The sequence below is a fragment of the Ktedonobacter sp. SOSP1-52 genome, assembly GCF_016587395.1.
The window spans coordinates 2,841,595-2,854,614 of the sequence record NZ_BNJH01000001.1 but is presented as its reverse complement, the minus strand read 5'-3'; the positions used below and the strand labels follow the sequence as shown (position 1 = coordinate 2,854,614).

General features: G+C 52.9%; 13 protein-coding genes and 2 pseudogenes. 4 read left to right on the top strand and 11 right to left on the bottom strand.

Features of this window, described 5'->3' with window-relative positions; all coding sequences use genetic code 11:
- Positions 1-78: 78 nt before the first annotated feature.
- Together JMJ16_RS13675 and JMJ16_RS13670 are read right to left on the bottom strand one after the other, a co-directional pair.
- Positions 79-651, bottom strand: a complete 573-nt coding sequence (locus tag JMJ16_RS13675) for an alpha/beta fold hydrolase (protein ID WP_374228960.1) — start codon at positions 649-651, stop codon at positions 79-81.
- Between the two features lie 117 nt (positions 652-768).
- Positions 769-1,014, bottom strand: a complete 246-nt coding sequence (locus tag JMJ16_RS13670; RefSeq protein WP_236601572.1) for a TetR/AcrR family transcriptional regulator C-terminal domain-containing protein — start codon at positions 1,012-1,014, stop codon at positions 769-771.
- Between the two features lie 252 nt (positions 1,015-1,266).
- Here JMJ16_RS13670 and JMJ16_RS13665 point away from each other — a divergent pair, with 252 nt between their 5' ends.
- Entirely contained in the window at positions 1,267-1,830 is a 564-nt protein-coding gene (locus JMJ16_RS13665; protein WP_201382033.1) for a hypothetical protein, read from the top strand.
- 109 nt (positions 1,831-1,939) lie between these two features.
- Here the strand turns inward: JMJ16_RS13665 and JMJ16_RS13660 are convergent.
- Positions 1,940-2,660, bottom strand: a pseudogene (locus JMJ16_RS13660) (IS6 family transposase).
- Positions 2,661-2,731: 71 nt separating this feature from the next.
- Between JMJ16_RS13660 and JMJ16_RS13655 the strand changes: the two are divergent.
- On the top strand, positions 2,732-2,899 hold the full coding sequence (locus JMJ16_RS13655) for a hypothetical protein (RefSeq protein ID WP_201382031.1): 168 nt from the start codon (positions 2,732-2,734) through the stop codon (positions 2,897-2,899).
- A 250-nt stretch (positions 2,900-3,149) separates the two neighbouring features.
- Here JMJ16_RS13655 and JMJ16_RS13650 read toward each other — a convergent pair whose 3' ends face one another.
- Both JMJ16_RS13650 and JMJ16_RS13645 read right to left on the bottom strand, forming a co-directional pair.
- Positions 3,150-4,424 carry a CynX/NimT family MFS transporter gene (locus JMJ16_RS13650; RefSeq protein ID WP_201382029.1) on the bottom strand — a complete coding sequence of 425 codons (1,275 nt, stop codon included), beginning with the start codon at positions 4,422-4,424 and terminating at the stop codon, positions 3,150-3,152.
- Between the two features lie 725 nt (positions 4,425-5,149).
- Positions 5,150-7,006, bottom strand: a complete 1,857-nt coding sequence (locus tag JMJ16_RS13645) for a serine hydrolase (protein WP_201382027.1) — start codon at positions 7,004-7,006, stop codon at positions 5,150-5,152.
- Positions 7,007-7,462: 456 nt separating this feature from the next.
- Between JMJ16_RS13645 and JMJ16_RS13640 the strand changes: the two genes are divergently transcribed.
- On the top strand, positions 7,463-8,185 hold the full coding sequence (locus JMJ16_RS13640; protein ID WP_201382026.1) for a helix-turn-helix domain-containing protein: 723 nt from the start codon (positions 7,463-7,465) through the stop codon (positions 8,183-8,185).
- A 308-nt stretch (positions 8,186-8,493) separates the two neighbouring features.
- Positions 8,494-8,763 carry a hypothetical protein gene (locus tag JMJ16_RS13635; protein WP_201382024.1) on the top strand — a complete coding sequence of 90 codons (270 nt, stop codon included), beginning with the start codon at positions 8,494-8,496 and terminating at the stop codon, positions 8,761-8,763.
- Positions 8,764-9,712: 949 nt separating this feature from the next.
- Here the strand turns inward: JMJ16_RS13635 and JMJ16_RS13630 are convergent.
- The 6 genes and pseudogenes from JMJ16_RS13630 to JMJ16_RS13605 form a co-directional block, all read right to left on the bottom strand.
- A complete protein-coding gene (locus JMJ16_RS13630; protein ID WP_201382022.1) occupies positions 9,713-10,009 on the bottom strand; it encodes a hypothetical protein in 297 nt (98 codons plus the stop codon).
- A gap of 36 nt (positions 10,010-10,045) precedes the next feature.
- Positions 10,046-10,195: pseudogene (locus JMJ16_RS13625) on the bottom strand (transposase); the annotation flags it as partial.
- A gap of 7 nt (positions 10,196-10,202) precedes the next feature.
- Complete coding sequence (locus tag JMJ16_RS13620; protein ID WP_236601467.1) at positions 10,203-10,340, bottom strand: hypothetical protein; 138 nt, start codon at positions 10,338-10,340, stop codon at positions 10,203-10,205.
- Between the two features lie 488 nt (positions 10,341-10,828).
- A complete protein-coding gene (locus tag JMJ16_RS13615) occupies positions 10,829-11,566 on the bottom strand; it encodes an SDR family NAD(P)-dependent oxidoreductase (RefSeq protein WP_201382018.1) in 738 nt (245 codons plus the stop codon).
- 38 nt (positions 11,567-11,604) lie between these two features.
- Positions 11,605-12,483: an SDR family NAD(P)-dependent oxidoreductase gene (locus JMJ16_RS13610; RefSeq protein ID WP_201382016.1), complete on the bottom strand. Its 879-nt coding sequence runs from the start codon at positions 12,481-12,483 to the stop codon at positions 11,605-11,607.
- Entirely contained in the window at positions 12,480-12,929 is a 450-nt protein-coding gene (locus tag JMJ16_RS13605; protein WP_236601466.1) for a MerR family transcriptional regulator, read from the bottom strand. The genes JMJ16_RS13610 and JMJ16_RS13605 overlap by 4 nt, the downstream gene beginning before the upstream one ends.
- Between the last annotated feature and the right edge of the window lie 91 nt (positions 12,930-13,020).

Genomic DNA, 13,020 nt, shown 5'->3' with positions numbered 1-13,020 from the left:
GAGAGATCGGGCGAACCTGGTTGGTTCTGTGAATGGAAGGAAATGCGTATTGTCCACCCACTGGAGAGCAAATGCCGGTTACAGGTGTGCGAGTTGTTCGCCACCAGCCCGCCATCGCGCATTTTTTTGCTCGGCACTTGCCCCTTTCTCCCGAACCGTTTTCGTTGTCAGAACCAGTTCGACTGGACAATCTAACTGGTTATACGCCGAAAGAAGCTGTTCGCGGCGCGTATTCACCTCAATGGTCACGGTAGCCATTTCGGAAGGCGTGAGTCGATACCCCATGCCTACCAGAGATAAGAGCACTGGCCCGATCCACATCGCTGGCGTGTTGAGTCGGCTTCTCATCTCATCAGGATCAGTCACCAGGTTGACCAGTACCGCCCCGTCAATGAGAAATAGCCCTGCGACCCTCCCCAGATGGCTCGCCGCATACCAGGCAGCCAGATCTGCCCCCAAAGACCATCCGACCAGGATCGGTCGATCTCCAGCCACTTCGTCCATGATGGTTTCCGCATCCGTCAGGAAGCTCTCAAGGGATGTATTGTGCGAGGTCGTGGTTTTCCCATGGTTGCGAAAATCGAAGGTCACGAGCCGATACTGCCCCGAGTTCGCCAATGATTCGTTTCCAGGACACTTGTGTTGCCACACCGCCGTTGAAGAACAGGAGCTTTTGCCCCTGCCCGGTCTCGCTGACCGCGAGTTGCACCTCTTTATTTGTTATCTTGTAGTGTTTTCCCGTTGTTTTCATGCTGTTGCATCTCTTTCTCATTTTTCAAACAGGCCCTGGAACAGTGCCTGCAAGCCAAAGTCAAACTCGTGATCAGAATTCCACGGTGTAATCTCCGGCAACAACGCGTGGAGCGTCGGGTAGTGTTCTGCTGGAAATTGCTGCCACACCGTCGGGCCGTTTGGCCCTGGCTCCAGATCGGTCACAGAAGAGGTTCCTGTACCGAGCAAGGTGTGACCAACAATAAACCCAACGAGACACGGGTGCGACACAACTTTTTGCATCGAGCGAAACAAGCACATTGTGCTGCCTATTTTCTCTACTGAAAGACATCCAAATAGCATCTCCTGCTGCTACGAGCCGTTCGTAGCTGTATGATCTGCTGAAGGCACGTTCGCGATGGCATCGTCTGCTGAAAGTGTGGCAGAAGAGGGAGACCAATGGGACAAATGACCCATGCTTTTCCTGGGTCATTGTGGGAGCATGTGATCACAACGAAAGAGAGTACAGGATAATTGGAACGAACAGGAGTTTCTATGGTTTCTTCGCCTCCCATCAATAAGCGATTTTCACCAGGACAGGCAGTGTTTGTTCTGGGAGGAATGATCGTATTTGTCGTGTATGCAGGTATATTCATGATCTGTCTCATCATCCAGTTTGTGCTCCACTGGGGCAATCTCTTCTCGCCTGAGCAGATGGTGAAATTTCTTGTCGGATCTGTGGCTGTGGCTTTCTTGAATATGTTGCTGTGGTGGCTGTTTGTAGTGATACCAAAGTCGGCAACGTTGAAGGCGGTGCCAAAGTCGGCAATAATGAGGGTGGTGCTAAAGTCGCCAAGGATAGGGCTTGCGACAGTGGCAGGTTTCGGCTGTGGCGTGTTTGCACCGGACGTGCTGGCGGATGCCGACGTGCTCTTTGGCTGGCTGGTGCACGGCTACTTTTTGGACGAGTTCGGTCAGCATACAACAAGCTGGGCTGATCTCTGCTGGTCGCTTACCACGTGGCCAATCTTCTACGCAGTGGCCTTTGGCTGGTTTCTTTTGCCGGTCTGTATTCTCCTAGACCGGTGGATGGTGGAGCAGGTGTTTGGAAAGCAGTAAGAGGGGGTCATGTATTAGGTATTGTCAACTTAGCGAAAGAGTGGAAGAGCTTTTTGGGAGGAGAAGGGGAAGAGGAGAAAGGAAGCGGAGGATGGGAGGGGATGGTTCCCTAGTAGGCGGCCGTTTTCCCTTTGGTCACGTTGCTCCAGACCAGAAAACGATCCTGCATGAGGGCGCGGTGACCCCTTGCAGTGAGACAGTGCCGTTTCGTCCGAAAGTGATCCAAGATCAGCCCAAAAGCAGAGAGAAATCGTTGGGCTTGTCCAGGTGATTTGAATCGTCGCATGATTCGCTCACGTTGCCGCGTCGGTTGATGTGAACGCTCCGCTCGATTGTTCAAACCCTTGTGTTGGCGATGCTCGACACTCGACATGATTTCCCGCTTTGCGGCGGCGTAGCTGGCCAGCTTGTCGGTGATGATCACGCGTGGGACATAGTGCAACCCTTTCAGTAGCTTGCGGAAGAACTTTTTGGCCACATGTTTGTTGCGTCGGCTCTGGACCAGGATATCCAGGACGTTTCCATACTGATCAACAGCTCTCCATACGTAGTGGGTTTTGCTATTGATCTTGAGATACACTTCATCCAGGTGCCACTTGTCTCCTGTTTTTGGACGACGGCGTTTCAGTTCATGAGCATACGTCTGGCCAAATTTCAAACACCACTGCCGGATGATTTCATAGGTCAACACGACCCCACGCTCTGCCATCATCTCTTCAACATCACGGAAACGGAAGCGAGAAGCGGAAATACAACCAGATGCAATGGCCAATAATCTCAACCGGAAAGCGAAAGCCTTTATAGGGGGATGCGGGTGTCTGTGTTTTCATGACTCTGAGTCTACCAGAAATTGTAGCCACTCAGCAAGTTGACAATACCCATTGAAGGGCTCCTCTTTTATTTGCAGGCGATTATTGTACAGCGCATTATGGAGACCGTTTCACAGCTTGCTGTTGCTGACAGTTGGCTGAGCTTTGCCATCGTTAATAAAGCTGCATTAAGCACATCGCATCAAGACCAGCGGAGGCGCCAGGGCAATGCCTGGCAGTTTGGGGTCGATGAGCCATAACTATGGCTTCGTGACCTGAGATGGGATGCTTCCGTCTCTCCACTGAGCACAATTGCCATGCGGTATAGGCGATGGCCGTATGCCCCGCTACCAACTTGTCTCAATCCCGCGCTCCCTCGTACCATGTTTGTGACCGCACAGCGATTTCTGCCATAAGGCGTCTTGCGAAATAGGCAGTGCAATGGGGCCGGCTCGGTCAATCGTTCAGAAATTCAGCAGCAATGTTGCTATTTCGATCTAAGATATGCCTTCAGTTAATCCGCAGCTCGCGACTTTCGCCTCCAACTCGGTGAGAGGCCCTGTGTGCGGGAGGTTGCTGTATAGGCAAGAGCACACCGAGCACGAGGACGACTCCTGATGCAAGAGCCAACGGGAGAAACGCAATTGCCGGAATATGAACCATATCCCAGAGCCAGCCTCCGATGAATGGGCCAAGAAACGAGAAGAGGTAGCCTACCGTCAGCATAGTACCCGTCCATGGTGCGACTTCCTCCTCTTTCGCCAGGAGCGCAGGTAAAGTAATGGCCAGTGTATAGAGGAGGATTGTTGTGCCTCCAATGACCGCAGCCCAGAGAGGCTCGAGAATCACTGGTGTCCATATCCAACATACCAGCGCGATCAGGCAAAGCAACGCACAGATAATGAAAGGGAGTTTCCGGCCCACCAGTTTGTGCGCAAACAGGGTCGCAAATAAACTGGCAGGCAGCTGTGCTGCATTGAGTACGCCAAGTGCAAGCCAGGTGAGGGCTGGAGCATGGACCGCCTGATTGTAGGAAGCGATCCACGCATTCGTACCAAAGTAGATGAGCTGTGCGCCCCCAACTAACAAGCCAAGCGTCCAGGGATTGACGGGAACAAATCGGCGGGATGACCTATGAGGGCTGGACCCAGCCTGTTTGAAGGTCAAACGCCTCTGGTTGACCGTATTTGCCGGAGCCAACCACAGCCAGAGGACGAGGGCGATCACGACGGGAATGCTCCAGAACACAAAGGTGCCGGTCCATGTGTCACGGCCAAACCAATTGAGCATCACTGGGATGGTGAGCATCGCCCCCAATGTCTCGCCGATGACCAGCCCGTCGCTGTAGAGCGCGGTAGCCAAACCAATCCGGGTCGAGAACCATTGGCGAATCAGCGCGGGGATCGCTGTCTGGGAACAAGCACTTCCCAGGCTGAGGAGCGCTGTAAAGAGATAGAGTGGAAGGACGGCAGGCCAAAGGGCACGCAAGCAAGCACCGAGTGCGACCAGCAGGAGGCCAAACGCGACCATGATGCGCCCTCCCCACCTTCCGATAAGCAATCCTATTGGCAATGAGACGACTCCCATGACAAGCGTCGGCAGCGAAGTCAGCAGGCCCGTCTGGGTATAGGTGAGATGGAGATCATGACTGAGTAATGGTACGATGGGCGGGATCGCCAGAAGCGCCGTGCGCAAATTGATACCAATGAACACAATCAGGCCAAGCGTTCGTACGTGCAGCCAGGGGAATCTCTTTGTGTGGTCTTTCTCTCGCTTCTTGTCCATCAATTTCTCCGTGTCTAGAGGAGGCGATTCTTCTTCTCAGAGGTCGTGAATTCTTTCCTGAAAGGAATGAGCATCATGCACACAAGATATATCACGTTCAACCTGGGTATATCGGGCTCAAAACTCAGAGACAAACGCACCATCAATCTCCAGTGTGCTCTTTCGAGAGTACGGTATCATCGGTAAGCACCATGTCAGTACGATAATGTTCCAGCGCCCGCGAGCCGGTAAGGACGGCCTGCCGATTTACTGAGGTTGGATAAGCGTGCGAACTCGGTGAGCTAGCGCTGTGTCGTCCAGATAGAGACAGTGGTGAAAGCCTGGAGTTGGCGGACCAGGCTGCACGCGACAGAGTAGCGCGATCAGGAGAGCCAGAAGAGAATAAAGCGAGATCGGACCTTGTAATGCGCACTATGAGAGGAGCGGCGTACGCATCACACCATCACGCTCAGCACAGAGCGTCAGCCTATAAGCTCCCGAAGCAGACGCTCGGGCACCTGGGTACGACCGTATTCAGATGACCGCACCTCCCCAATCTCTCATCCAATGGAGAGTGCCACCAGCATCCATTCCTTGAGCTGTGGCTTTCCCTCCAATGGGAGGCATGACACCTTGAAATGAGGCAGAGGTCTGCAAAGCCTCCAAATCCTCTGCCTTTCGTTGGCTGATCGTAGACCTTGGAGAGGAAATGAGCCGGGTAGGTCCATTGACCAGGGTTGCCCTCATCAGGGCAGCCACAACAGATGCCAGAAGCTCAGATCCATGCTAAAAACAACCCCAGCTAGAGCCTGGAATACAAAGAAGAGACGCTGCCGTTGGTTCCAGGAGGGCAACCTCCACACCTGGAAGCTACAGAAAACCAACCCCAGGGTGAGCAGAGCAGAAACGCTAGCCAACATCATGATAACTACAAGGGCTGGTGACATGGCAAATTGTACTACATAGGGATCGTTGCTGGAAAAGAGCAGGAACAGCCCGATCAGAACAATCACGTTGAGTGTACTCACGGTCCATCCCAACCACCGGGGAAGTTCGGATCGGAATGCTCCAACCGTAGGCTTCAAACGTACCTTCCTCCTGATCGCCCTCAGGAGATAGGCAAGCACCGAAAGATCCACTCCCAAGAAAAGGACCAGGCAGAGCAACAGGAGTCCCACCTGAAAAGCAGGTGTTTCAGCCCAGACTCTTTTCTGATAGGCTTGGTAGGGACGATTTCCGATAAACATGTTCATCTCAGTGCCCGAGCTTTGGAAAATGACTGTATCAGAGAGCCCATCGGTCCGCTGAAAGATCCACGGCTGGACTTCTGCCAGATTGATATCCTGGCTGCCTATCCCCTTGATAACAAGATGTCCACGACCAGAAGCACTCACCGTGATCGGGGATAGCAAATCGTATCCCACCTTTTGATAGGACGTTTCGTTGCGGCGAGTTGACCAATAGGTCCCCTCGATCTGACGAGCACGTTCGGAAAAACCTGCCAGTGGCGCGGTCGAGGTTGTCTGAGGGGCTGGATAATAGTGGCCCATGAAAGCTTGTAACAAGTTTTGGGAAGCCGTGCTTCCACCATGGCTGTTGAAAGCGACAAAGAGACCCACATGAGACGCTGGCAGGAGCATCAACAGCGAATAAAACAACGTCGTGTCACCAGAATATCCAATGAGGCGCTGTCCATCGATTTGTTGTTCATAGAAGCCATACGTCATCCCAGGAAGCCGGGAGTCATTGGTAAAATGCTGCTGTTGCATCCCTCGCGTGGTCGTTTCCTGCAAGATACGAGCGTGACCAAAGCGCCCCAATTGTAACTGTGCGATCATAAAGTGGGCCATATCGGTCGCCGTTGAACTGAGGGCTCCAGCTGGAACGGTTTCAATGTCCTCAAAAGAACCTGGGTGGTAGGTTCCGTTACTGTAGGTATAGCCGTGGGAAAGCTGGCCCGAAAGGGCATCTGGTAACGGCTGGCGAAAGGTGCTCTGGCGCATGTCTAGCGGTTGGAAGAGATGCTGTTCAATGTAGCGCTCAAAAGACATTCCTGAGACCTGTTCAACGATGTAGCCTGCCAATGCCGCTCCATAATCGGAATAGGCGGTGACCACGCCGGGAGGGAAGATGCGCGCCGGAATATGTTTGGGAAGCCATATCTCCAGGGGCTCCAGGTCCTGCATCTGGGGGACTAACTGCCCAATCGTACCATCTTCAAATCCAGCTGTATGCGTCAGCAGATTCTCGATCGTAATTGGTTGAGAATAGGTAGCGGGGATACGAAATGTTTTGAGGTAGGTGTTGACATCTGCATGAAGATCGACCTTCCCTTCCTCAACCAATTGCATAATCGCCGTCCACGTGAACAGCTTACTGACCGATCCCAGGCGAAACACGGTCCTGTCGACCTGGACCTTTTGCCCCTGCTGGATATCTGCATACCCGTAACCTTTGTCCAGGAGGATGCGGCCATCCTTGATAATCGAGATCGTGGCACCAGGGATGTGATTGTCAGCCAATTGCCTCGTCATAACACCGTTCAAAAATGTCTCTAGCTCCTGTGGATCTCCCAATGAGGTGGGAGGAGATGAACGTTCCACTGTCTGCGCCTCCGTTGGCGACACACACCCCAGCAAAAAGCCAAACCATAGACTCAACACAACAAGAGAGCGCACCATAAGACTCATATGTCGCACCAACCCCTGATGAGGATGACAAAAACACATACATGAAAACTCCTTCTAACGATAAGGTGGTAAACACGGTTTTGAAAACCGAAAGACGAGAAACACGCAAAGGCGACCTGGGAGCGTGCAGAAACACCAGATCTCACGGTGGAATACGATGATCAAGGCCAGCATGTCTTTCAATTCGGTTTCCGACGCAAGCATACCTGGCGACAGCCTATGGTACAATGGAGAAGACTAAGCATTTGCTAGGCAACCAGCTCACAGAAGGACATGCCCAGGTGAGCAGTATTGGGGCATACTCTTGCCCCGGTGCATGGAATGGAGGTATTTGTGAGCACTTGAATAGCTTCAGGGCGAAGGAGAACAATGAAACCCAATGATCGCTTGAAAGAGGTGCGAAAGCAGCGTGGATGGTCCCAGGCACGAGTGGCCGAACAGATCGGGACTGATGCGGGTAATGTCAGTCGATGGGAACGCGGATACTCATCACCTTCTCCCTATTACCAAGAGAAACTCTCCCTCCTCTTTGGTAAAGAGGTTCACGACTTAGGCTTGCTCAGAGAAGATGAGATGCTGCCCCCACACCCGTCCACACCCGAACCAGCAACGGTTACTTCTCGTGAAGAGCAACGAGAAATCCTCGCGCGCGCTTCACGAATTCTGGCAATCTTCAGCTATAGCGCATTCTGGTGGTCTGGTCTACTCATATTCCTCTTTGTTCGAAAAGACCGCTACGTTCGCTTTCATAGTCTACAATCACTGCTTCTGTTTGGAATCGTCACTCTGTGCAATATCGCTTTTATAGGGGTTGTCTCTGCTCTCTCCAAAACGGCACTCCATTTCATGCCTGTTCAGACGCATCACCTTTCCCAACCAGCCCCGCAGGAGCAGGCAACCTCCTTGGATTTCATCATTGTGGTCACTGTCCTTTACGCCCTCGTCCTCAATAGTGGAGCGATAGTAGCCTGGGGAGTAGGAATGGTCATGGCTTGGAGAGGGAGATATTACAAATTGCCCTTGGTAGGCAATGTGAGTGAGAAAATTACGCTGGCCATCTTCTCTCACGAAGCAAGCTCAGCCCCCTGGTGAGGCGTAGCATTTTCTTTGACTTCACTCCAAATACATGAACCTCTTTCTCGTTCTCACCGTGACGCAGAGAACTCAGACACCAGTGGAGTGCGTCTGGCCGAGATTTGCTAATCGTTCTATACCAAGACCCATCGGTAGAGCATTTGAAACCGATGCCATGGTGTGCATCGGGAGGGCCTCTCGCCTGATGCAACTTCCTCACCTGGGGAATGGCTGATGAAGCCATGTAAGGACATGAGTCAGTGTCCTACGTCGTGCTCGGACGTATCATCATGACGGAACATGGGATTACCTAAAAGCGCGAACTCATGGGAACAGAGCACTGGGAGTACCTCGTGAGAGTGACGCCTCACCAGGGAAGACGAGAAGATCGTCTACAGGAGGAAGCAGTGCAGGAGGACAGCCTTTCAGGGGGAAGCGCACATGATGTGCATTTGCTGAACTGGCAAAAGGCTACCTCTGGAGAGCCACATGACGCGGAAACGGTCCTGTGTGGTTCGGGAAGGGGCGGTGAGAGAAGGCCCAAAATGGACCTCGCTCGCCGCCTACTTCATCCCATGGGAACGGAGCCCCCGTAGTAGTGCGCCTTTGTGCCACAAATGTCTCTCTTACCCGTCGGGGTAAGCTCACTAGAGCAAGGTGAGTAACACAGCGACTTATCCGCTGAGAAGCGGGGACACCTTCGCCTGAAAAGGTTGGAGGGAAAATAGCATGTCGTATAAAATGCTGGTGAAGCTCCAGTCCCAGGAGCCAGAGGTCAGTAAGTGACGCTGTATATGGTGAAGTCTTGATTGGCTGAATCCAAGTCATGGCGGAAGAGGGGCAGCCCACAGGAACGGGATGATCGCCTGTGTCCAATGTGCAGGGGAACGGTACTATTTCCGCTGCAAGCTCTCGTTGGAGCCAGCCCTCACGGAGAGGGAAATGACGAACTGGGCACCTACGTACAGACGGAGACATTTGGAGGAACTGAGGATCGACCTAACCCGCGAGAGCGGTATGGTTAAAGAGTCGCCGTAGTAGTCGTGGAAGTTACGCTCCACCAAGGCGTGTGGGGAATTCACACACAGGGCGAAGGACGACAGGAGATCACACGTAAAAGGAAGGGTTGACATGGATGTGTCAAAAGATCCTTCTCAAAAGTGGTGCTGAAAAGGCACTGATCTCTGGAGAGCGATGATGCGTTGAAAGGCGCCCGTCACGTTCGGGAAGGGGCCGTTGGAAAAGGGCTGAGTTCAGGAAACCACCTGGCGTCCCAGGCAGGTCGGAACAGCATCAGTACCTCGCTGGCGGCCTACTTCATGTTTGAGCAGAGGAGAGCTCTGCACGTGGCGAGGCGTCGCAATAGGACAGGCATACAAGAGGTTTGGAAGTGAGTTGCAACAAACGAACCAGCCTGTTGAAAAACCTCAAACCAAGGGAAACGTAATCAGAGTAGGAAGCTGCCTTTTCTTTTTTTGAGTGAAGGAAGGTTCTGTGATGATGGGAATGAAACTGAGAAAATTTGCTCCCCAGGTCAACATGTCGTTACCGGATCGTTTTGGGCGTCCTCCCAAGAGCTTGCGGCAGCCGAGTGGGAAGAAACCTGATGGACAAAAGGGCCATCGTGGACATCACCGACGGCAAGTCCAGACGCCAGATGAAATACTCATTCATCCAGTTCAACAGTGTGAAAGGTGCTACCACGATCTGCGCTTGCAGCCAGCAATTATCCCAGAACGACGCCAGGTCATCGATCTGTCTGCCAAGTGGCTCTGGGTGAGAGAGCATCGCGTGGAAGAAAAGCACTGTCCAGTGTGTTGCTGGATCACCACCTCCATACATGGAGCAAGCACCACCAGAATGCTTGGAACCCCATCAGCCAGAAACCTTTTGCTGCACCTTTATCATCCTGAGATTACGCTCGGCCTGGTTGTTGCCAAAAGGCAGGGCAAAATCATGGAGGAATCGGAGCACTTCCCACTTCCTCTGAGAGAAACGGTCCAGCAAATTGCGTGCTGGGCTTTGTCTGGCGATCTCAATGGTTCGTTCGATCAAGCTGCCGGTCCATCTGAACGTTAATGAGTCGCTTCCGAAAGGCCACGAGCGTGCCTTTGCTAAATGGTGCTTGATCGGCGTCTAGATAATCCAGTACGACCTGCCACCAACGATCCATCAGCGTCACCTCAATCACTCCATCATCCGAGACACTCGTGTGGACTTGCAGAAGAGAGACCAGAGCCAGTTACACTGGTGGAATGGGTGGTTGCCCAAACGGGCTATCTGGATACACGGCTGCCAATTCTTCCTGAAACTCCTTACCGAAGAGGACGTTCCGAGAGTGGCGGAGAAACACAAACAGTTTGACTCGGCGAATGCACTGAATGATCGCCAGATCTCTCGCTGAGAGAGTTACGGGAGGTTGCCAGAACGAAGGTCACATCATCACGCACCTTTCTTTCGGCTTGGGGAAAAGATCAGAAATGGAAAGGGCGGTTGATAAAGTAGTATATGTTTTTCAGGGGTAATTTCAGGAAAAGAGGGAATAGTGAGGAGAGACTCCATATTCCCCCCTCTGTCAAAAATGATCAGCAGGCGAATTTGTGGTATATGAGCATAGTGGTATTGTACAAGTATGAAGGAGTGTAATGCTCACAGATGTGCTCACGCGCTGCCTCCAAGGGACCGACCTCCGTCGAGAAGCAGCACCTGCCCAGTGATAAAGCGAGTCGCGGGATCAGCAAAGAAGGCCACGGCCTGAGCGATGTCCTCAGCTTCAGGCATTTGCCCGCCGGGATAGCTGGCTGCGAACTGCGCCAGGTTCTCTTGAGACCGTCCTGCCAGCAGCGGTGTCATGACCGGACCCGGCGCGACCACGTTGACCGCTATTTGCCGGCTGGTGAGCTCAAGCGCCATGGTGCGCGTCAGGCCAACCACGGCTGCTTTGGAGGCGACGTAATGGGCATGGTGGCGCGACCCAAGATAGGCACGTGAGCCGATATTGATGATTCTCCCGCCCTCCGACATTCGGGCGAGAGCGGCCTGGGACACGCTGAAGAGGCCAACGACGTTCACCTCGTACATGCGGCGCATATCTTCTGGAGCGATGCCTTCGAGCGTCTTTTCATCTTCCACCCCAGCGCTATTGACGAGCACATGAACTGAGCCGAGAGAGGCGAAGGCATTGACAATGGCTTCGCGCTGGGTGATGTCGCATTCCACCGCGGCCCCTTGGAATCCCCCCTTTTCGATCAAGGCTACCGTTTCCCTGGCCGAGTCTCGATTGCGGTCGAGAGCTACTATATTCACGTCTGGTCCGGCAAGCCGCTGAGCGCAGGCGCGTCCAATGCCACTGCCCGCTCCGGTCACAACGATGATTCGTTTGTCTGATTCCTGCGTCATTGTTCTTTCCCTCTTCTCTCATTGAGCATCAAGAGCTTTCACACGCACATGTATTTATGAATTCTTTTGACTCTATCCGCCCGAATAAATACAACTGTAAAGGCACCAGTTGCACATCCGGCAGTACTCTTACATGACCCATACTGACGTTGCGTCCCCTGTTCAGGAGATTTGAAATGGGAGGTATCCTGGTCTTCCTGATCGATCCACCCAAGCGCTAGCAGGTCTGTTGACGACAAGTGTTGTTGCAGTCCGGTATGCGTCCCACCCGGATTCACTGCATTGGCGGTAATGCCTCTGCCTCCAGAATATTGGGTCAGGCCGACAGCAAACAAGGCATTCGCTGTTTTCGACTGCCCATACGCTTTCCATTTGTCATAGGGGCGATTCTGATACTGGAGGTCCTCGAAGTGAATGTCAGAACGATGATGGGTGCTGGATGAGAGCACCACGACACGAGGTGGTGCTGCAACGAGGAGGGCAGGAAGGAACAGGCGCGTTAACAGATAATGCCCCAGATAGTTCGTTCTCAATTGCAATCCAAAGCCATCCAAGGTCACGCCCTGTGGAGGAGCCATGACCCCTGCGTTATTCACGAGGACATGCAAGGTGGCCCACCGAGCAAGAAACTGCGATGCTGCCTGACGGATCGAGGCGAGCAAACCGAGATCCACTTCCAGAACATGTGCCTCTTGATTAGTCGTGGTTTCGCGCAACTGCTGAGCAGCGTGCTCTCCTTTTGCGAGGAAGCATACAGAGAGTATCACTTCAGCATGTGCTGAGAGCAATGCACGGGTGGTCTCAATACCTAAACCCGATGAGGCATCAGCGACCTGCACCGTTTTCCCGCTCAGGTCATGTCCAGCAACTACGTCAGTAGCTGTCGCCTGGGCTATGAATGGAGAAGTGATGGTCATCGTATTCCCTCCTCTTCTTCTGTCGTCGTCGCAGGAAAAGGGATGGCAGGAGACGAGGCAGCCAGGATCTCTTCCCGCTCTTTGTAACAGACAATTTCTTCGGTTAACGCCTCCATATGCTGCATCAGCTGTTGTATCTGTTGTGCTAGAAGGCGCTGGTGGTCTTCCAGGATGAGATGACGTTCCGTGGTCGTCTGTGGACCCTGGCGGCGCAACTGAGCAAAGTAGCTGATTTGCGTGAGAGGCATACCGGTCTCACGTAAGCGTATGATCAAATTGATCCAATCGAGATCTGCCTGTCTATACTGACGATGGCCGTTTGCCGCTCGTCTCACCGGCCCAATCAGCCTGATACGCTCATAGTAACGCAGAGTATCGATGGAGAGGCCCGTCCGTTGAGCTACTTGTCGAATCGTACATAGTGCTTCCATGTCAGAACTATACACGCTGGAGTGGACTCCAGGTCAAGAGGAAAGCAACGTTTTCCAGAAATCCCAGACAACTCTCTCTCCTCCACTATTTGACCGATGCTCTAGT

Coding starts and splice junctions, on each gene's coding strand:
- JMJ16_RS13635 (WP_201382024.1), top strand. CDS start 8,494: ATGGGAACAGAGCACTGGGAGTACCTCGTGAGAGTGACGCCTCACCAG.
- JMJ16_RS13670 (WP_236601572.1), bottom strand. CDS start 1,014: ATGCAAAAAGTTGTGTCGCACCCGTGTCTCGTTGGGTTTATTGTTGGT.
- JMJ16_RS13630 (WP_201382022.1), bottom strand. CDS start 10,009: ATGTATGGAGGTGGTGATCCAGCAACACACTGGACAGTGCTTTTCTTC.
- JMJ16_RS13610 (WP_201382016.1), bottom strand. CDS start 12,483: ATGACCATCACTTCTCCATTCATAGCCCAGGCGACAGCTACTGACGTA.
- JMJ16_RS13650 (WP_201382029.1), bottom strand. CDS start 4,424: ATGGACAAGAAGCGAGAGAAAGACCACACAAAGAGATTCCCCTGGCTG.
- JMJ16_RS13620 (WP_236601467.1), bottom strand. CDS start 10,340: ATGGATCGTTGGTGGCAGGTCGTACTGGATTATCTAGACGCCGATCAA.
- JMJ16_RS13665 (WP_201382033.1), top strand. CDS start 1,267: ATGGTTTCTTCGCCTCCCATCAATAAGCGATTTTCACCAGGACAGGCA.
- JMJ16_RS13640 (WP_201382026.1), top strand. CDS start 7,463: ATGAAACCCAATGATCGCTTGAAAGAGGTGCGAAAGCAGCGTGGATGG.
- JMJ16_RS13615 (WP_201382018.1), bottom strand. CDS start 11,566: ATGACGCAGGAATCAGACAAACGAATCATCGTTGTGACCGGAGCGGGC.